At 68.9% G+C, this 19385-nt stretch carries 17 protein-coding genes, 1 tRNA gene and 2 pseudogenes; 7 read left to right on the forward strand and 13 right to left on the reverse strand.

Going from position 1 to position 19385, the window contains the following annotated elements; translation table 11 throughout:
• The first annotated feature begins 68 nt into the window (after positions 1-68).
• Positions 69-449: an NUDIX hydrolase gene (locus EVU97_RS08795; RefSeq protein WP_165357923.1), complete on the forward strand. Its 381-nt coding sequence runs from the start codon at positions 69-71 to the stop codon at positions 447-449.
• Positions 450-683: 234 nt separating this feature from the next.
• On the opposite strand, the gene EVU97_RS08800 is transcribed toward EVU97_RS08795, so the two are convergent.
• Positions 684-1181: a hypothetical protein gene (locus EVU97_RS08800; protein WP_129665131.1), complete on the reverse strand. Its 498-nt coding sequence runs from the start codon at positions 1179-1181 to the stop codon at positions 684-686.
• 185 nt (positions 1182-1366) lie between these two features.
• Between EVU97_RS08800 and EVU97_RS08805 the strand changes: the two genes are divergently transcribed.
• Positions 1367-3100, forward strand: a complete 1734-nt coding sequence (locus tag EVU97_RS08805) for an ABC transporter ATP-binding protein (RefSeq protein WP_129665133.1) — start codon at positions 1367-1369, stop codon at positions 3098-3100.
• Positions 3097-5055: an ABC transporter ATP-binding protein gene (locus EVU97_RS08810; RefSeq protein ID WP_129665135.1), complete on the forward strand. Its 1959-nt coding sequence runs from the start codon at positions 3097-3099 to the stop codon at positions 5053-5055. Before EVU97_RS08805 ends, EVU97_RS08810 begins: the two co-directional genes overlap by 4 nt.
• 7 nt (positions 5056-5062) lie before the next feature.
• Here EVU97_RS08810 and EVU97_RS08815 read toward each other — a convergent pair whose 3' ends face one another.
• Together EVU97_RS08815 and EVU97_RS08820 are read right to left on the reverse strand one after the other, a co-directional pair.
• Complete coding sequence (locus EVU97_RS08815) at positions 5063-6157, reverse strand: NADH:flavin oxidoreductase/NADH oxidase (protein WP_205744878.1); 1095 nt, start codon at positions 6155-6157, stop codon at positions 5063-5065.
• 23 nt (positions 6158-6180) lie between these two features.
• Positions 6181-7089: a hypothetical protein gene (locus EVU97_RS08820; RefSeq protein ID WP_129665139.1), complete on the reverse strand. Its 909-nt coding sequence runs from the start codon at positions 7087-7089 to the stop codon at positions 6181-6183.
• Positions 7090-7231: 142 nt separating this feature from the next.
• Here EVU97_RS08820 and EVU97_RS08825 point away from each other — a divergent pair, with 142 nt between their 5' ends.
• The 4 genes from EVU97_RS08825 to EVU97_RS08840 all read left to right on the forward strand — a co-directional run bounded on the left by EVU97_RS08825 (position 7232) and on the right by EVU97_RS08840 (position 9420).
• Positions 7232-8017: a CoA transferase subunit A gene (locus EVU97_RS08825; protein WP_129665141.1), complete on the forward strand. Its 786-nt coding sequence runs from the start codon at positions 7232-7234 to the stop codon at positions 8015-8017.
• Positions 8018-8098: 81 nt separating this feature from the next.
• Positions 8099-8743: a CoA transferase subunit B gene (locus EVU97_RS08830; RefSeq protein ID WP_129665143.1), complete on the forward strand. Its 645-nt coding sequence runs from the start codon at positions 8099-8101 to the stop codon at positions 8741-8743.
• Positions 8744-8812: 69 nt separating this feature from the next.
• Positions 8813-9175, forward strand: a complete 363-nt coding sequence (locus EVU97_RS08835) for a hypothetical protein (protein WP_047312363.1) — start codon at positions 8813-8815, stop codon at positions 9173-9175.
• A gap of 169 nt (positions 9176-9344) precedes the next feature.
• A tRNA-Lys gene (locus EVU97_RS08840) sits at positions 9345-9420 on the forward strand.
• Positions 9421-10018: 598 nt separating this feature from the next.
• On the opposite strand, the pseudogene EVU97_RS08845 reads toward EVU97_RS08840, so the two are convergent.
• The 10 genes and pseudogenes from EVU97_RS08845 to EVU97_RS15120 form a co-directional block, all read right to left on the reverse strand.
• Positions 10019-11146, reverse strand: a pseudogene (locus tag EVU97_RS08845) (recombinase family protein); the annotation flags it as partial.
• A gap of 191 nt (positions 11147-11337) precedes the next feature.
• Positions 11338-11544, reverse strand: a complete 207-nt coding sequence (locus EVU97_RS08850; RefSeq protein WP_075866916.1) for a hypothetical protein — start codon at positions 11542-11544, stop codon at positions 11338-11340.
• The gene (locus EVU97_RS08855; protein ID WP_075866915.1) at positions 11541-12110 is read right to left on the reverse strand and encodes a hypothetical protein; all 570 of its coding nucleotides are present in this window, start codon (positions 12108-12110) and stop codon (positions 11541-11543) included. Before EVU97_RS08855 ends, EVU97_RS08850 begins: the two co-directional genes overlap by 4 nt.
• A 20-nt stretch (positions 12111-12130) precedes the next feature.
• Positions 12131-12664 carry a single-stranded DNA-binding protein gene (locus tag EVU97_RS08860; protein WP_083669151.1) on the reverse strand — a complete coding sequence of 178 codons (534 nt, stop codon included), beginning with the start codon at positions 12662-12664 and terminating at the stop codon, positions 12131-12133.
• 69 nt (positions 12665-12733) lie between these two features.
• Positions 12734-14518 (reverse strand): type IV secretory system conjugative DNA transfer family protein, encoded by a 1785-nt coding sequence (locus EVU97_RS08865; protein ID WP_075866913.1) that lies wholly within the window; start codon positions 14516-14518, stop codon positions 12734-12736.
• A complete protein-coding gene (locus EVU97_RS08870) occupies positions 14515-15102 on the reverse strand; it encodes a hypothetical protein (RefSeq protein ID WP_234993849.1) in 588 nt (195 codons plus the stop codon). The genes EVU97_RS08865 and EVU97_RS08870 overlap by 4 nt, the downstream gene beginning before the upstream one ends.
• A gap of 40 nt (positions 15103-15142) precedes the next feature.
• Entirely contained in the window at positions 15143-16621 is a 1479-nt protein-coding gene (locus tag EVU97_RS08875; protein ID WP_075866911.1) for an ATP-binding protein, read from the reverse strand.
• A complete protein-coding gene (locus tag EVU97_RS08880) occupies positions 16618-17547 on the reverse strand; it encodes a hypothetical protein (protein ID WP_084451509.1) in 930 nt (309 codons plus the stop codon). The genes EVU97_RS08875 and EVU97_RS08880 overlap by 4 nt, the downstream gene beginning before the upstream one ends.
• Before the next feature lie 71 nt (positions 17548-17618).
• Entirely contained in the window at positions 17619-19091 is a 1473-nt protein-coding gene (locus EVU97_RS08885; RefSeq protein WP_075866910.1) for an SCO6880 family protein, read from the reverse strand.
• Positions 19092-19094: 3 nt separating this feature from the next.
• Positions 19095-19385: pseudogene (locus EVU97_RS15120) on the reverse strand (conjugal transfer protein TrbL); the annotation flags it as partial.

The following is a 19385-nucleotide window of genomic DNA, read 5'->3' on the forward strand; positions in this document are numbered from 1 at the left end:
ACGCTCACAGGGTGGGCCGGGGTGCGAGATACGGTCGCAGGGTGAGTGCCGGAGTGAGAATCGCTGTCGTGGCGCTGGTAGCCCACGACCGCGTGCTTCTTGTGCATCGCCATCCGAGTCGTCAAAACTTCCCCGACCTTTGGGATCTGCCGGGTGGTCACGTCGAGGACGGCGAGGACTGGTCGGACGCTGCTGCGCGCGAGTGCCTCGAAGAACTCGGGGTAGGGGTGAAGAACCTGCTGCAGGTTCCTGTCGGACTCGCCATTCCTGGGGTGGACGCACGGGCATTCGTCACCAGCTGTTGGTCGGGTTCTCCCGCGAATCTCGAGCCTGACGAGCACGCTGACCTGGGGTGGTTCACCGCGGAGGAACTCGTCGGGCTGACGATGGTCCACCCCTCGACGCGTGCCGCCGTCGAAGGAGCGCTCGAGTTGGGGATTAGCTGCTGAGCTTCGCAACTCGCACGATGGCGAATCCGAACCGCGCTCCCCGTTACGTCGCGCCAGGAGGGGTGGTTTCTTCCCTTCTTGCGTCGAAACGGCGGCCTTGGGCACAGGAAGGGAAGAAATCGTCCCTTCGCGTGCGGACGTTCTCGCTCAGCGCGGCGAACCCCACTGATCGCCGAGGCCGCGCTGCTCGTTCGGAGGCGGGGCGTAGGCACCCTGGTGCGGCGGAACGTCGTGTCACTGGGGTGGGTAGTTTGGCCCGCCCTGCGCGCCGTCCCAGGCCTGACGCTGCTCGGGTGTTTCCCACCCGCGCTCCTCCGGCGTGCCCTGCGACATCCGGAGGTGACCGATGTTCGGCGGCACGGGGCTCGCGTTGATCTGCTCGACGTAGCGCTTCGCCGCGCCCCATCCGGCGATGGACTCGTCGTGACGACGGTCGTCCACCGTCACCCGGACCGGCACGCGCGCTCCGCCGAGGCTGCGCACGAGCAATACCGGCAGCGCGAAGATCCACTGCAGCAGGCACTCCGCGAGGAAGAACGGCAGGATGAGCAGCGCTGGCACGAGCCAGGGCAGCACGAGTATGAACATGAAGCAGCCAATGGCGGCCGAGACCGGGTCGTCGCCGCCACCGTGATTGTCCGTCGGCACACGGTCCCACAGCCTCGCGTTGACAGCGCGCGTTCGGCTGCGCCACGGCAGCCACAGCCGGCGTGCCTTGTGCCTCTGAGCCACGTCGTCCCTCCCTGTCATCGAGCACGAGCAACCTGGTGTGGCCCTCGCGATCTGGTTCAGCCTAGGTCCGACGCAGCCGAACGCTCGTCGGCTCCACGATGTGGTGGGCGTCCCCGACCGCGTCGGCCCCGGGCCGGCTGAAATGCTCGCGCGGCGTGCGCGGTGGCGGGGCTACGCTCGAGGCCGTGCTTCTTCGCCTTCTGCGCGAGCGCCTCGCGCCCTACCGTGGCCTGCTCGCGGGCATCATCGTCGTTCAGCTCGTCAGCGTCCTGACGTCGCTGTACCTGCCCAACCTCAACGCCGACATCATCGACCGCGGCGTCGTCACCGGCGACACCGACTACATCTGGCGCACCGGCGGATGGATGCTGCTCGTCAGCTTCGTCTCCGTCATCGCCTCGATCAGCGCGGCCTGGTTCGCCTCGCGCACGGCCATGAGCGTCGGGCGCGACCTGCGCAGCCGCGTGTTCCACACCGTGCTCGGGTTCTCCTCGCGCGAGGTCGGCCAGTTCGGCGCTCCGTCGCTCATCACGCGCTCGACGAACGACGTGCAGCAGGTGCAGATGCTCGTACTCATGGCCTGCAACCTCATGGTCATGGCGCCGATCATGATGATCGGCGGCATCACGATGGCGCTACGTCAGGACGTCGGGCTGTCGTGGCTCGTCGTCGTGTCCGTGCCCACCCTCGCCGTGCTCATCGGGCTCATCGTCGTGCGCATGGTGCCGGGCTTCCGACTCGTGCAGGAGCGCCTCGACGTCGTCAACCGCGTCATGCGAGAGCACCTCTCGGGCATCCGCGTCATCCGTGCCTTCGTGCGGGAGCCGCACGAGCTCGAGCGCTTCGGGGAAGCGAACGACAACCTGGCCCGCGCGAGCCTGCGCGTCGGCAACCTCATGGCGCTCATGTTCCCGTCGGTCTTCCTCGTCATGAACGTCTCGACCGTCGCCATCTGGTGGTTCGGCGGGCACCGCGTCGCCGCCGGAGACATGCAGATCGGCGCGCTCACCGCGTACATGACCTATCTCATCCAGATCCTCATGGCCGTCATGATGGCGACGTTCATGTTGGTCATGATCCCCCGCGCCTCCGTGGCCGCGGAGCGCATCGGCGAGGTGCTCGGGACGTCGCCGTCGGTGGTGCCACCCGCCGACCCGCAGCGCCCGACCGAGAGCCATGGCGTTGTCGAACTCGACGGCGCGACGATGCGCTACCCCGGCGCCGACGCGCCGGTGCTGCGCGACATCACGCTGCGCGCCGAGCCCGGAACGACGGTCGCGATCGTCGGCTCGACCGGTTCCGGCAAGTCGACCCTGCTCTCCCTCGTGGCCCGCCTCATCGACGTGACGGACGGGGCGGTGCGCATCGACGGCGTCGACGTGCGCGACCTCGACCCCGAGGCCCTGTGGGGCCGCATCGGCATCGTGCCGCAGCAGGCCTACCTCTTCAGCGGCACCGTCGCGACGAACCTGCGCTACGGCAACCCGGACGCGACCGACGACGAGCTGTGGCAGGCCCTCGAGATAGCCCAGGCGCGTGACTTCGTCGAACGCATGGACGGCGGCCTTGACGCCGCGATCGACCAGGGCGGCACGAACGTCTCGGGCGGCCAGCGTCAGCGCCTGTGCATCGCCCGCGCGCTCGTCGCGTCGGCGAACATCTACCTCTTCGACGACTCCTTCTCCGCACTCGACGTCGCCACGGACCGGCGCCTGCGCGAGGTCCTCGCACCCCACGTGCGGCACGCGACGGTCTTCGTCGTCGCGCAGCGCATCTCGAGCATCCGTGACGCCGACCAGATCCTCGTCCTCGAGGACGGCGCCGCCGTCGGGTTGGGTACTCATCACGAATTGCTCGAGAGCTGCCCGGAGTACCGGGAGATCGTCGAATCCCAGCTCGGTTCGCGGGACGCGGCATGAGCGCCCCGGCAGGACGCGGCGCCCCCGCGAACGCGCAGCGCGGCCCGGGCCACGGCCCCGGCGCCGGAATGGCACCCGCCGCCAAGACGATGGACTTCAAGGGCTCGTCCCTGCGCCTGCTCGGTTTGCTGCGTCCCCACCGCCTCAAGGTGATCGCGGTGCTCGTGCTCAGTGTCGCCTCCGTTGCGATGAATGTGCTCGGCCCCCGCATCCTCGGCAAGGCCGTCGACGCGATCTTCTCCGGCTCGGTTGCGATGCGCCTGCCCACCGGGCAGACCAAGGAACAGGTCGTCGCCGGGCTGCGCGCCTCCGGCAACACGAAGTTCGCCGAGATGGTCAGCGCCATGGATCTGGTGCCGGGTCAGGGCATCGACTTCGGTCACGTGGGTCGGATCCTGCTCGCCGTCCTCGGCCTGTACATCGCGGCATCGCTGTTCCAGGTCGTCCAGGCGCGGCTGCTCAACTCGCTCGTGCAGCAGACGATGAAGAAGCTGCGCGCCGACGTCGACGCCAAGCTGACGCGCGTACCGCTCGCCTACGTCGACGGCCGCCCGCGCGGTGAACTCCTCTCGCGCGTGACGAACGACATCGACAACGTCGGTCAGTCGATGCAGCAGACGATGAGCCAGCTGCTCGTCTCGATCTGCACCGTCGTCGGCGTCGTCGTCATGATGTTCACCGTCTCATGGATGCTGACGCTCATCGCGCTGCTCACCATCCCGCTCGTCATGCTCGTGGCGAGCCGCATCATGAAGAAGTCGCAAGGTCACTTCATCGCGCAGTGGCAGCACACGGGTGAACTCAACGGTCAGATCGAGGAGGCCTTCAGCGCGCACGCCCTCGTCAAGGTGTTCGGCCGCGGCCCGCAGGTCGAGGCGGCCTTTGACGATCGCAACGAGAAGCTCACCGACGTCAGCCGACGGGCGCAGTTCCTCTCCGGTCTCATGATGCCGATCATGATGTTCGTCGGGAACCTGCAGTACGTCGTCATCTGTGTCGTCGGTGGCCTGCGCGTGGCGTCGGGGCAGATGACGCTCGGTGACGTCACCGCGTTCGTCCAGTACTCGCGCCAGTTCACGCAGCCGGTGACGCAGATCGCGTCGATGGTCAACCTCCTGCAGTCCGGCGTGGCCAGCGCCGAGCGTGTCTTCGAGGTGCTCGACGCGCCCGAGGAATCACGCGATGAGCCGGGCAACCTGTCGCGCCCGACGCAGGGGCGCGTCGCCTTCGACGGCGTCGCGTTCGGCTACACGCCCGAGCGGCGCCTCATCGACGGTCTCGACCTGACCGTGGAGCCGGGCCAGACCGTCGCGATCGTCGGTCCCACCGGCGCGGGCAAGACGACGCTCGTCAACCTGCTCATGCGCTTCTACGAGATCGACGCCGGCCGCATCACGCTCGACGGCGTCGACATCCGCGACGTGCCGCGCCGCGAACTGCGTGAGCGCCTCGGCATGGTGCTGCAGGACAGCTGGGTCTTCCACGGCACGATCCGCGACAACCTGCGCTACGGCAACCTCGACGCCACTGACGACCAGCTCCGGGCGGCGGCCGAGGGCACCTTCGTCGACCGATTCGTGCGGTCGCTGCCCGACGGCTACGACACGATCATCAGCGACGACGGCGCCAGCCTCTCCAGCGGCGAGCGTCAGCTCATCACGATCGCGCGGGCGTTCCTCGCCGAGCCGGACGTGCTCATCCTCGACGAGGCCACGTCGTCGGTCGACACGCGCACCGAGGTGATGCTGCAGCAGGCCATGGCGGCGCTGCGCAGCGACCGCACGAGCTTCGTCATCGCCCACCGCCTCTCCACGATCCGCGACGCCGACGTCATCCTCGTCATGGAGGACGGCGACATCGTCGAGATGGGCGATCACGACGCGCTCATCGCGGCCAAAGGTGCCTTCTGGCGCCTGTACGAGGCGCAGTTCGCAGCGCCCATCGAGGAGGCTTGAGCTCTCGTCAGTTCGGCGCGAAATCCCACGCCCCGCGCGTGTACTGCTCGGGGTAGGGCGCGTCGCGCCAGGTGACGCCGAGCTCCGACGCTGCGCGCAGCGGCCAGTACGGCTCGCGCAGGGCGGCGCGGCCGAGCAGGACCGCGTCGGCGTGGCCCTCGGTGAGAATTGCCTCAGCTTGCGCCGGCTCGGTGATGAGGCCGACTGCGCCCGTCGCCACCCCGGAGCGTTCGCGGATGGCCTGCGCGAAAGGCACCTGGTAGTTCTTCTCCGCCGGGATGTCGGCGATGACGTTGCCACCGGAGCTGACGTCGACGAGGTCGACGCCGATCTCCTTGAGAAGCGTTGCGAGCCGCACGGATTCGTCGACGTTCCAGCCCGTGTCGGCCCAGTCCGTGGCCGAGATGCGCACGAAGAGCGGCTTGCTCGCCGGCCAGATCTCGCGCACCTCACGGGTGACGCGCAGCAGCAACCGGGCGCGGTTCTCGAACGACCCGCCGTACTCGTCGTCGCGGCGGTTGGACGCGGGGGAGAGGAACTCGTGCAGCAGGTACCCGTGCGCCGCGTGGATCTCGACGACGTCGAAGCCCGCCTCGTCCGCCCGCGCCGCAGCGTCGACGAAGGCATCGACGACATCGTCGATCTCCTCGAGTGTCATGGCGCGCGGTTCGGCAAGGGTGTCGAAGGCGATGGCCGACGGAGCGAGCGTCGGCCAGCCGGCGTCCGATTCGGAAACGCTTCCGTTCGCCATCCCGGCGAACGGGGGGTAAGTGGAGGCCTTGCGTCCGGCGTGTGCGAGTTGGATGCCCATCTTCGCGCCGTGACTGTGGACGACGTCGACGACGCGTCGCCAGCCGGCGACCTGATCGTGGTTCCAGATGCCCGCGTCTCGGGGGCTGATGCGGCCTTCAGGCGCGACAGCGCTCGCTTCCGCGATGAGCAGTCCGAACCCGCCGACCGCGCGCGTCGCGTGGTGGACGAAATGCCAGGCGGTGGGGATGCCGTCGCCGGCGTCGCAGCTGTACTGGCACATGGGTGCGAGCCAGATGCGGTTGGGGAAGGTGACGTCGCGCAGGGTCAGGGGCTCGAAGATGTGCGGCACGGTCTCGCCTTTCGTGTGGGGTGTCATCCGGCCAACGTCGCCGAGGGGCGCTCGCATTCCACGTCCCGGCGCCAGCGGGCGAGGAACGCTGCGCCGGCGGCGTCGTTCGTCAGGTCGTCGGGCGCGACCTCGACGGGGTAGTCGCGCTCGAGGCGGCCGTCGGCCGGGCGCACGTCACCGTGGCGCACGACGAAACCGCGCTCGTGGAGCCGGTCGGCCATGGCGTAGTCGCTGCGTGAATCCCCGAGCGTGCGCCACTCCCGCGGTGTGATGCCGAGTCCGGCGAGGTAGGCGACGGCCTTGTCAGCGCCGACCTGCTTGCCCGTGCCGATGTGTTCGACGTCGGTGGAGATGATCGTCGGGTCGATGCGCAACGCGACGTCGTCACTGTCGTTGAGCGCCGTGCGGTCCTCCCACGCGACGCCGATCTCCTGCTCGGCGAGGAAATCCCAGATGCGCTGCTCGATCTCGTGCTGCCGGCGCCCGTAGGTCTCGAGGTCGATCCCGTGCAGCGCCTCGAAGCTGACCATCGCCTTCTTCGTCGCGTCGAAGAACATCGCGTCCTCGAAATCGGGGGCAATGCTGCGGCAGAACTCGACGAGCCCCGTTGGCACGCGCAGACGCTCGTCGACCTCGAGATCGTCGCCCGCGCCGTCGAGGTGCTCGGGCTTCGGCACGAACCACGTCGAGCCCTTCTCGCACACGGCGAGGACGACGGCGTCGTCAGGCAGTCCGGCTGCGACGAGCGACGGCATGACGGTGCGCGCGACGAAGACGTCGGAACGGCCCGTGTTGAACACGAGCGGGACGCCCGCCCGGGCCATCGCGACGAGATCGGCGGCGATGGAATCGATCGCGAGGGTGCGCGTCACCGGGCTCGCGACGGGGCCGTCGACGTCGAGCAGGAGCGCGTAGAGGGGCTTGGAGGTCATGGATGCAGTCTGGCACCACGCACCGGCAGGGCATCACGCCCCACAGGTTCGGTTAATGGTGATTAACTGGATTCGGATGTGAGGTGGATCTCACGGCCACATGGTCGCGTGCCGCCCGAAGTCTTCGAGTGCAGGAGGAGAAGTGGACAAAGTCGTGGCGTCTGCCGCGGAAGCGGTCGCGGACATCGGGGACGGTTCGTCGCTCGCCGTCGGAGGATTCGGCCTGTGCGGCATCCCGAGCGTGCTGATCGGCGAGCTGCACAAGCTCGGATCGACGAACCTCGCGGTCGTGTCGAACAACTGTGGCGTCGACGACTGGGGCCTCGGGGTTCTACTGCGCGATAAGCGCCTGCGTCTCGTCACCGCCTCCTACGTCGGTGAGAACAAGGAGTTCGCGCGCCAGTACCTCGAGGGCGAACTCGAGGTGCATCTGACGCCACAGGGCACGCTTGCGGAGAAGCTGCGTGCCGGCGGCGCCGGCATTCCGGCGTTCTTCACGGCCACGGGCGTGGGCACGCAGGTGGCCGACGGCGGCATGCCGTGGAAGTACGGCGCTGATGGCCAGGTGGAGAAGGAATCGCAGCCCAAGGAGACGCGTACCTTCGGCGAGGGTGACGACGCCAAGGACTACGTGCTCGAGGAGAGCATCGTCACGGACTTCGCGCTCGTGCACGCGGCCAAGGGTGACCGGCACGGCAACCTCGTGTTCAACCTCTCCGCGCGCAACTTCAACCCCTTGTGCGCGATGGCGGGCAAGACCGTCATCGCCGAGGTGGAGGAACTCGTGGAGCCCGGCGACATCCATCCGGACGAGGTGCACCTGCCGGGTATCTACGTGCAGAGGGTGGTCGCGTTGACGCCGGACCAGGTTGAGGACAAACGGATTGAGAAGCGCACGACCCGCGAAGCGGAAGGTGCGGCGAAATGATGTGGCGAGAGCTCGCGGGGCGGGCGTTCGACCAGGGGTGCGAGAAGCGTCCGACCCGTGACGCGGAAGGCGGTAACTGACATGGCGTGGACACGTGAGCAGATGGCGGCGCGCGCTGCGGCGGAGCTGGAGGACGGCGACTACGTCAACCTCGGCATCGGCCTGCCGACGCTCGTGCCGAACTATGTCGACGACGACGTCGAGCTGGTGCTGCAGTCGGAGAACGGCCTGCTCGGCGTGGGTGCGTACCCGAGCGACGACACGGTCGACCCCGACCTCATCAACGCGGGCAAGGAGACGGTGACCCTGCGTCGTGGCGCGTCGATCTTCGACTCTGCGACGTCGTTCGGCATGATCCGCGGCGGCAAGGTGGATGCGGCCATCCTGGGCGCGATGCAGGTGTCGACGAACGGTGACATCGCGAACTGGATGATCCCCGGCAAGATGGTCAAGGGCATGGGCGGCGCGATGGATCTCGTGCACGGTGCCAAGAAGGTCGTCGTCCTCATGGAGCACTGCGCGAAGGACGGTTCGCCGAAGATCCTGCCCGAGTGCACGCTGCCGATCACGGGCCTCGCCGTCGTCGGGCGCATCATCACGGACCTGGCCGTCATCGACGTGACGGACGATGGGCTCGTGTGTATCGAGCTGGCACCCGACGTCACCTTCGACGAGGTCGTCGAGAAGACGGGCGCGCCGCTCAGCGCCGGGGCGGGCATCGCCTGACGTTTCGCGGCCCCGCGCGGGCTTTCCTGTGTGCCAACGATGTAGCGTGAAACCAGGAGGTGTTCGTTCATGGGAACGTGGAATTACGTGGTGAACCAGCAGCAGTTCACCGACCAGTACGGAGAGGGTGCCGCGGTGCGGTACGCCGAGGTCATCGGAGACATTGCCGCGCGGATGACACCGGGTGATCGTGAGGGTGCTCTGGAGATCGTCAACGCGGCGTTCGACGAGCACGGTTTCGACATGCCGGAGATGATGCGCGACAAGATCGCCGAGAACCTGACGCTGGCGGAGCACGACCGCGTCGTCATCAGCGACGAGTTCGACAACGTCATCGCCGAGCACTCGTTGCCGAGTGACCGCGAAGCCCTCGACGAGGAGGACCGTCCTCACATCGATCCGGAGAACGACTCGCGCCCGACGTACAGCTGACGTCGGTCAACGCCTGACTGCGGAGCACCCACGCCGGGTGCTCCGCAGTCACGCGTTCCGGTCGGTCGTTGCGCGGGCCGCACGCAACGACGACGCGGTGGGGCGTTGTGCGCGGGTGTGGCCCGTCGGGCTAGGCTGGCCCACGCGCTGCGCGAACTCGCCGGCGCCAGGGCCTTTAGCTCAATTGGCAGAGCTGCGGACTTTTAATCCGTAGGTTGTGGGTTCGAGCCCCACAGGGCCCACCAGAGCGTCGTTGTTCAAACCACCGACGTTTCCGGTTTTACCCGCCTCGTTTCCGCCCTCGCCCTGTCGGGCGAGGGCGGTTGCTTGTACGCCGGGGTCGAAGAAGATGTTGAACGGCACTCCGGGTTCCCCTTCAACGACGTCGCCGTCGGTGACGACGAGCCGGTTGAAGAAGGCCTGGTTCGCGATCCGGCGCAGCGAGTCGTCCAGGCTCATGTAGATCGTGTGCGCGTCACCGGCTAGCGCCAGGCAGTCATCGAGGTGGGCTCGTGCTTGGTCGTACTCGACCTCGCTGGCCTCGATCCGTGAGTCGAGGAACGCGACCTGACGGCCGATGCGGTCCTGCTCGGACTTCAAGAGGTCAAGGGGTACGGCTCCGGCGTAGTGGGCCTGGAGCAGTTTGTGGCGTTCGTCGTAGAGCCGGTCGCGTTCGGCGATCTGGGCCTTGCGCTCGGTCTTGGCCGTGGCGTGGAGCCGGTCGAACTCGGCATGGATCAGTTCGCGCAGAGGCCCGATGATGTGTGCGGGGATCTGCACGGTGCGGTAGTAGTCCTCCACGGCGGCCTCGACATCGGGCACGAACATGGCCTTGCGGTTGCAGTTGGTGCGCTTCTTGTGCCGGCCCGAGCAGATGAAGTACGGGTAGATCACCCCGCGGCGGCTCTTGGCGTTGGTCAGGATCAGCCGGGACCCGCAGATGCCGCAGAACACCGACCCTTTCAAGTAGTGGTCGTGGGCCTGGGTCTTCTCCCCGGAGACCTGGTGCGCGGCGAGCACGGTCTGGACTCGATACCAGATTTCCGGGGCGACGAGGGGCTCGTGCAGGCCGTCGTAGGTGGCGCCTTTGAACAGCACGTTGCCCTTGTAGTACGGGCTGGACAGCATCCGCTGGATCGAGGACAGCGCCGGTGGCCGTGCGGGGCGTTTCGGCGTTGCCACCGTGGTCAGCCCGCGGTCGATGAGTTCTTCGCGCAGGGTGGCGGTGGAGTAGTTGCCGGTGGCGTAGGCCTCGAATGCCCAGCGGATGAGCGGGCCGCGGTGCGGGTCGACCTCAATGGTGCGCAGCTCGCGGCCGAGCTCGTCACGGCGGGTGACGTTGAGGTAGCCCATCGGGGCCTTGCCGTTGGTGCCGCCCGTGATGGCTTTCTGCGTCATGCCCTTAGAGACCTCGTTGGCGAGGTTGCGGGAGTAGAACTCCGCGATCGTGGACATGATGCCGTGCAGGAGCATCCCGGAGGGGGTCTCGTCGATGTTCTCCGTGGCCGAGACCAACAACACCCCGGCCTCTTTGAGAGCGAGGTGGATGGCCACGTCGTCAGCGCGGTTGCGAGCCAGCCGGTCGACCTTGTGGACGATGCAGTAGGCGACCGGGTGGGTCTTGACGTACTCGATCAGCTCCATCAGCGCGGGACGGTCGGCCTTGCGGGCGGACTCGCCCGCGTCGACGAACTCCTCGATGATGATCGCGTTCAGGCCCTGGGCTTTGCGCAGGTTCGCCTCGCGCTGGGCGGGGATCGAGAAGCCTTCGTCCCGGCCGCCCTTGGATGCCTGCTCCTTGGTCGAGACGCGCAGGTAGGAGACCGCCAGCGTGGTGGTCTCCCCGATCTGGTCCAGCCCGAACGCCGATCCTGATGAGGGCTCGGGTGCCTGATCGAGCTCGGTGCAGCCGGCCGTGCGGGTCTGGGTGGCGCTGCGGTGCAGCGAAGCGGGCGCGTTGGTGGTTGTCATGGGTCGCGTTCCTTCCCCAACAGAGGTGGGGCCAACACGAGACAGCACGGGCGGCTGCTCGTGCGGTGCGAGGTAGGAAAGGAACACGACCCGTGCCGTCCGCGAGGGGCGGGCTGGGTAGGCCACGAAGGGCTAGTAGATAAGACAACGCACCACGGTCGCCGTTGCGGGCGACCACTGGCTTGGTACGTCTACGATTCTACGTCGTGATCAGCGTCGTCGACAGCGGGCGGGTTCTGCGGTGCGGTGTGGGCGCGGTGCTCGTTGGCGGCGCGGGCCTGGGCCATGCCGATGAAGACCTGGGCGAGCTTGTGCAGATCGGGGCTGTCTCGCAGCTCGGCCTCGATGCGGTAGTCGCGCATCCGCTGCGGTGGCAGGTTGTTGGTGTTGCTGGTCATCGCAGTTCTCCAGTGTCCAGATCGATGCCGGCGAAGAACGCTTCCTCGGCTTCACGCCGGGTCGCGACCTCGTCGAGGACGTACTGCACGAAGTCCGCGTCGCGGTCGGTGATGATGGTGTCCTCGACCGGGGCGGCTGGCTCCTCGCCGGGCCAGGTCGTCTGCCGGGTCGGCCGGTCGCGATCCAGGCGGGTGCCGCTGGTGGAGACCCACTCGCGCAGCCGCTGGCGGGCATCGGCGAAGTCTCGATGCCAGCCCAGCGGCGCTGATGCGTCCTGCTCGGGGTCGTAGGCGCCCAGCCAGTGCAGATGCAACCCGCTGAGCTCCCAGATCAGCTCCTCGTGGCGGTGCCAGTACGGCGGGATGATCGAGGCGGGCAACCCGTAGGTCCGCCGTAGCCAGGTGACCCACTCGTTCAGTGCGAGCAGTTCGGCTTCCAGATCATCGGAGCTCAGCAGGTTCCAGTTGATCGGTCGCGGCACGGCGTGCATATCGGCCTCATCAAACGCGGGCGCCTCCTCGCCATCGGGGTCGGGGGCCTGCTCGCCGGGCGTGAACTCGTCCATGGTGGTCTCCTCCTCGTCTCTTACAGGCCCATCGAGTGGCCGCTGGCCTGCTGCTGTCGCGGGCCGCTGTTGTCGAACTGCGGCAGACCTCGTCTGGCCGGCTGGGCCGGTTCGGCGCGTTTGGGGCCGGCGGCCGCGCGGCCGGTGGCGTCCTGGGCTTGGGCGTCGTGGCCGAGGTTCCTGGCCGGGGCCCGGCCCGTGGTGGTGTTGGGTGTTGCCCTGGCGATGAGGAAGCGGCTGGCCTCGAACTGTTCCTCGGCTTCTCCGGTCCGCTTGTTGACGTAGGGCGCGACGGTGCCCTGGGCCATGAAGCGGTCCTTCTCGCGCAGGTTCTCGATCCCGAACTTGGCAGCGCCCTTGTAGGCCACGACGTCGTGGAACGTCGTCGGCGAGTTCGTCCACCCGTTGTCCGGGTCGTAGTGGCGGTGGCGCTGCCCGGCCTTGAAGTACAGGCGCGGGTCGCCGTTCTCGGTGTAGGTCAGGCGCGGCTTGGAGGCCACGAAGGCGTACATGCTGTCCTTGACCTCTAAGCCGGTCGGGGTTTCGGTGCTCATCGACGTGCTCCTGCTCGCGCGACCACCCCGGTGATGGCCGCTGGTGCAGTCAGGTGCGCGGGCGCGGCATCACGGCGTATCGCGCCGGCGCAGCAGCGCCTCGACCTCGGTCCGGTCGGCCCGTAGCCGATCGCCGTCGGGCCGATCGGGCCAGGCGGCCAGATCGGTGATGATCGGTGGTGCCGACCGCAGCAGGGTCACGGCGGTGCCAAACGGCAGCGTCCTGATCCGGTCCGGGGGCAGGACAGCGATTCGGCGCACCGAGCGCTGGTTCGAGCGGGTGCCGTGGTCTCCGAGGGTGACGCTGTCGGTGTACTCGTCGCGCTCCCCGATGAGACTGCTGAGGTCTTGGAGATCCTTGCTGTTGGAGGCGCCACCGAGGATGAGCTTGACGATCGCGGCATCCCACAGCGCGTTCGCCTGGTTCTCGTTCCACTTGTCGCGGGCCTGCGCCAACGATTGCAAGACCGGCAGGGTGGTGATCCCGGTGCCGCCTCCCTCAGCCATGAGCACCGGCAATGACGGCAGTGGACTGAGATTGGCGATCTCATCCAGCGCGAGCAGCATGGGCGGGTCGAGCCTCGCGCCCGGTGAACGGGCGGCCATCTGGCGGGCGGTCTCGATCAGGTCCTCCACCAGCGCGGCCACCAGCGCCGCCGATGCGCCTGCTCCGGCGCCGGTCGCGAGCAGGTAGAGGGTGCCGCGGTCGCGGATGAACGTTTCGGGGTCGAAGTCCTCACCCTGGTCCGGTGAGACGGCATCGAGGACGCGAGGGTCGGCCAGTGCGGCCAGCGACAGGCTCACGCCCTGCCAGATCGAGTCGCGGGTGCGCGGGTCGGCGTCGATCATCGACTCCAGCGACTCGGCCCACCCGGCGGCCGCGTCCGGACTGTTGGTCAGGATCGCCACCGCGTCGCTGGCGGCGGTGGGGTCCAGTGTCCAGCGGAACAGCTCAGAAGGCGGACGAGAGTCGAGCGCGGCAGCGTGTAAGAGCGCTTGAAGCGCGGCACGGGTCTTGCCTTCCCAGAATCCTCCGGACTCCACACCTCCAGCGCTCAGGCCCGTCGCCGAGGCCAGGCCGGTGGCGCGGATCATCGCCGTCAGGGGCGACTGGCATCCTCGGATCGGTGACCAGCGCATACCCGCCGGCACGCCCTCTGCCAGGTGCTGCGGATCGAAGACCGCGACGGGGCCGACCCGTTCGCGAGCCCGCAGGGTCGCGGTCAGGTTGTCCGGGCGAGTGCTGGTGGTCACGACCGCGCCCGGTGCGTCCACGATGAACGGGATGACCACATGCAGGCCCTTGCCGCTGCGAGGAGGGCCGAGCAACAGCATCGAGTCCTCGACGCTGGCCCAGACCTGCTGGCCGCGTGAGCGGCCCAGCCGGTAGCCGATGTCGGCGGGCTTCGGGTGTTCCAGCGACGGGCGCAGGTTGCCGCCGCGGCGCATCAGTGCCGTCTCCGAGGCGGCCTGGGCGACCTCGTGCCGGGTCGCGACACCGGCCAGGCGGCGCGGATCGGTCTCGGTCTTGCGGGTGTGGCGGCGCATCCGCGTCCACACCCAGGCGATCGCGGCGGTCAGCGCCGCCAGGAGAACGACCGTGACGATCCAGTACACGACCGGGTTCAACCCCTCGGCCTCCAGGACTCGGCCGGGATCGTTCGGGGCGAACAGCACCAGCGCTCCGGCTGCTGGCCCGGCCGCCGGTTGCGCGGCACCGGTCACGAACGCCGTCACCGACCCGGCCGCCCGCAAGATCAGCGCGAGGGCGAATACCCCGACCAGTCCGATCATCAGCGCGTTGGTCAGCTCGTCACCGAATCCGCCGGTCTGACGTCCTTGCGAGGTGCTCATGACAGGCCTCTTGCCGCGATGGTGCCCGAGACCCGCCCGACCAGCAGGACCTCGCCGGCACCGGTCTGGGACGGGTCGACCTGGGCACGGGCGCGACCATCGGCAGTAGCGGCGGTGGTGGCGATGGCCAGGGCGACGGTGATCTCTTCTCCGGCGGTGAAACCGTCGGCCGTGACCTCCACCGGTCCTTCGGGCGTGGCCGGTTCCATCGGTGTCTCGCCTGGTGCCGGCGCCTCAGTCGCCAGTTCGACGAGGGGGTCGGGTGCCGGACGGCGGATGGCGTGGATGAGGTCGGTGAAGGTGCTGCCGTCGCTCTCGTGGACCTCGACGCGCACGGCGACACGGCGGTCGTCGGTGACCAGATCGAGCATGTCGGCGAACCGGGCACGGGTCCACGACTGCTCGTCCTCGGGTGCCGGGAGGTCGATGCCATCGACAGTGACCCTCAGCGTGCCAGGTTCGTCGACGGTGACCACGACGTGCGGCAGACGCACCGGCGGCGCGTCCTCACGGTCCTGGCGGTGAGGTTTCGGGCTGGTGGTCTGGCGCCGATGGTGGCGGCGGTTCTCATGGCTGCTCGTCATGAGCCGAAGGTGCGCCCAGCCTGCCATCACGGCTCGTGGGTCAGTCGCGTGCTGCTGCCCGAGAGCTCGTATCGAACAGCTCAAGCTCGGCAGGATGGAGTTGGTGCTGAGAAAGGAAGGCTCTTTCCTTGATCCGCCACAGCCCCTGCCCGACCGAGAGCGTGGGCAGCAGTTGACGCTCAGTGCCCGTCAGCCCCAACGTCTTGGCGGTGCTGCCGAGCTGGTCGGATTCCTGGCGGTAGATGATGCGGCACTCGGCGTTGGCGAGCAGGCTGGTCGCCAGGGCTCGGGCCGCTGAGCCTGCATCGCCAACGGTCTCCAAGTCGGAGAGCTTGTGGAAGATCAACATGTTGGCCAGGCCGTAATGGCGGGCGAGCCTCCAATGGGAGTCCATGCGTTTGAGCAGGGCGGGATGGCTCATCAGACGCCAGGCCTCGTCGTAGATGACCCACCGCTGCCCGCCGGCCGGGTCCTGCAAGGCCGCTTCCATCCACGCGCTCGTGCAGGTCATCAGCACGCTGATCAAGGTGCTGTTCTCGGTGACCCGGCTCAGGTCGAGACTGATCATCGGCAACGTGGGGTCGAAGGTCTCGGTGCTCGGCCCGTCGAATAACCCGGAGAGGTCGCCGCCGACGAGTCTGCGCAGCCCGTGGCCGACCATGCGGCCGTCCTCGGCCAGCCGCCCGTCCGGGTCGTCGGACGGGGCGAGGATGCGATCGACCACCTGCGGCAGGATCGGCGTGGAGTTCTCGCGCACCGCCGCGGCCAGGGCGGTGTCGACGCAGGTGTGTTCCAGCGGCGTCAGCGCCCGCTCCAGCACGGTCGCGGCCAGCGCCCCGATCAAGTCACGGCGGCGTGAGGCGACCTGCACGGCCCATTCCTCATCGGAGATGGTCGATGCCCGGTAGCCCTCGTCGAGCGGATTGAGCCGGCTGGGCATCCCGTGGCCGAGCTCGATGGCCTTGCCGCCAACCGCGCGGGCGACTCGCGTGTGCTCCCCTTTGGGGTCACACGGGATGTAGACGCGGCGCCCGAACGGCAGACTGCGCGTATACAAGCTCTTGGCCAAGGAGGACTTTCCCGATCCGACGATGCCGGCGACGATGACGTTGGGGGCGGTGATGATCCCGCGGGCGTAGAGCACCCACGGGTCGAACACGAATGATCCTCCGCTGTAGAGGTCTTGGCCCACGAACACTCCCTGTGGCCCCAGACCGCCTTCGGCGAGGAAGGGATAGCTCGCCGCGAGGGTGGCGCTGGTGTCCTGGTGGCGCGGCAACCGGAACCGACCCGGCGTGCGCAGGGCCGCCGGGCCGGGCTGCCCGGCCGTGGGCAAGGTGATGGTGGCCTTCTGCTCGGCCCGCTGCTGGCGGGCCTCCTGCCGGGCAGTCTCGCGGTCGGCTTCTCGTTGCTCGGCGGCGATCCGGGCCGCGGCGGCCCGGCGCTGCTTGCGGGTCTTGCGTCGCTCGCTGGCCGGGGCGACCAGGACCGCGGTGTGCAGACGCTCCTCGCGGTTCACAGTCCCAGCCCTCGATCGCGCTTGACCGCGGCGACACCGCGATGGGCGAACCATGAGCCGTCCCGTCCACTGGCTCCGCGATCGGTCGTGGTCTTGTGCGTGCTCTCACGGGCGAACGCCGAGGCAGCCGCCCCACGGCCCAGTCCAGCCTGCCCGACTGCCGGGCCGCCAGCAGAACCTGCTGGCCTGCTCAGCAGCTCGCGGGTCCCGAGCCCCGGTTCGGGCGGGAGCTGGTCGGCCGGGTCGATGGTGTGCTGGCGGTAGAGGGCGACGTGCCCGGCCTGCGGGTTGTAGACCATCCGGTAGTCGCCGCGGTCGGCCTCACGATCGAGCATCCCGCTGGGCGGATCGTCGTAGACGTGCCCGTTCTCCAACGCGGCGTCGGTGGTCTCGGTGCCGTAGTCGAAGCCGGTCATGTGGTCCAGACCTGCCTCGACACCGTCGCGGTCGATCACGTCGAGCACCGTGTCGGCGTCCTCGCCCTGGAGGAACGCGACGCTGACCCACCGGTGAGCAGGCCCCTGGTGGGTGGGATCTTCGCGCACCGGCGGCAGCGTCTGGGCTGCTTCGTGGCCGAGGGGATCGTGCCAGGCGATGCGGCTGGTGGCCTGGGAGCCGGCGTCCAGTCGCTCGGTGACGTCGTCGAGCAGGGTGCCGGCCTGGTGCAGCTCATCGGCGGCGGCCAGCGCGTCGTGAGCGCCGGTGAGGTGATCACCGGCGTCGTCGTGGGCGCGGGAGCGGTGGTCGATGTGCGCGGCGGCGAGCTGGTCGAGGGTCTGGCGCAGTGAGCGTGTGCTGGCCAGCAGGTCGCCGATCACCGGGTGCAGGTCGCGGGGGTAGTCGAAGTGGCGGGAGGCGTGCGCCAGCCCCCGTAGGGCCTCGGCGGCCTCGGTGGAGTCGGCGGCGGGATCATAGAACGTCGGCATGATGGGCCCTTTCTGGGATCGGTGGTGGGGACGGTCACGGCCCGGTGCCGCGACCACGAACGAGTGGGGTGTCATACGCGCCGGCACAGCGGCAGCGCGGCGGCGGTGAACGCCACGGCCTGCTGACCGACCAGGCGGCGGGTCTCGCAGGAGGACTGGATCGCGGCCTGCTCGATCGCGGAGACGGCGGCTTCGAGCTCGTCGACGGTCTCGGCGGAGACCGAGACCAGGCCCGTGTAGCGCAGCACGCCGTGTCCTGCGGTCAGGTCGCTTTCCTGGCGCAGCACGTCCTGGTATTCGGCGGTTTGCCCGGCGTCCTCGATCTGTCCGATCCGGGCTCGCTGGGAGGCGTCGGAGACGTATTCGACCTTCTTCTTGCGGATGTCGCGGACGGCCTGGTCGGTGCGCATCGGCGTGCAGATCAGCGAGAACGAGCGTTGGATGCCCGTCGTCAGCAGCAGCGGCGCCAGGAACGTGCCCGGATACACCTGCGAGCGTGGCCATTCGCTGATCCACAGCACGGCGTGGTGGGCCGAGTCGGTCCGCAGCCGCGTCCAGGTCTCGGTGACCGCGACCGGCCCGGCCGTGGCCAGGTCGTGGCCGAGCTCGCCGTGGCGTTCCAGGGTCGCTGCGATCGCCGGATCGTAGGCCGAGCGCAGGACGACGGCGATCTGCCCGGTGCCGAGCCAGTCGCCGGGGTTCAGGTCCGCCGCCCGCAGTGCCGCGGTCACGGTGGTCATCTCTTGGCGCAGCACGGCAGCGGCCCCGCGGATACCGCCGCCGGCGGTGCGTATCTGGCGGGCGGCGGCCTTCATGTCCAGGCTCAGGCTGATCGTCGAGGCGTGCCGCTCACCGGCGGGTCCGGCCCGGTCGATGAGCTCGGCGTAGGTCCTCGCCGGCCAGGACCCGTCATCGGTGCCGTGTTCGGACCACCATTCGGCCAGCCCCTGCCCGGCGTCGGGCAGGGTGCGCTCCAGCACCTGCACCGTCGCCACCCGTCCGGAGCGGCAGACCGTGGCCAGCGCCCGCCCCCAGCTGGTGACCCGGCGCTGTTGCTCGGCCGGGTCGAGGAGCACGAACGCTGGATGGGTGACCTCGACGATCGCGGTCAACGTGGACTGGTGCGGGTCATGGATCATGCCCGCCCCGGTCTCGGGGTCGACGTACTCGCGCAGTCGGGCCATGTCACCGGGCAGGGCGAGCGTGCCCTCCGGGCGCGGCACGACGATCCGGCGACGGTAGGCCAGCTGCCCGATGGTCGTGCGCCAGGCCCACCAGATGACGACGGGCAGCCACTCCACCAGGGGCCGGCCGGCCACGGGCACCCAGGTGATGGCCGCGGCGACCAGCCAGATCGGCGCGGTCATCGCGATCAGCAGGCCACCACCGGCGTAGAACGCCCACACCAGCGAGGCTCCGCCGATGCCCAGGGCGACGAGCTGGGAGACCGACAGGCCCAGCAGGACACCCCTGCGCGTCAACCGGGAGAACTTCACCGGGACCAGCTCGGTGCCCGGCGTCGAGCTGTCATCACTCGCGGACATGGCCTACTCCTTCCCCGAGGGCGTCTGAGCCGATCCGCCGCCAGCCGGCGGAGTCGGATTGGTCGGCAGCGGCGGCTGGGGCGCTGGAGGCTGCGAGGACGGCGGCTGGGAGGCCGGGGGCTGGCCGCCCTGGTTGTTCTGGCCGTTCTGGTCGGCGCCATCGGAGGCGCTCTCGGCCTGCCCGGCCACGGCCTGGCCGGCCTTCGGTCCCGCGGTGGCGGCCTTCTTGGCGACCTCCGCGCCGATGACCACCGCCGCGGCGGGGCCCGCTGCTGCCGCGGTGCCACCCGTGGC

The sequence above is a fragment of the Dermacoccus sp. 147Ba genome, assembly GCF_004151355.1.
GTDB lineage: Bacteria > Actinomycetota > Actinomycetes > Actinomycetales > Dermatophilaceae > Dermacoccus > Dermacoccus abyssi.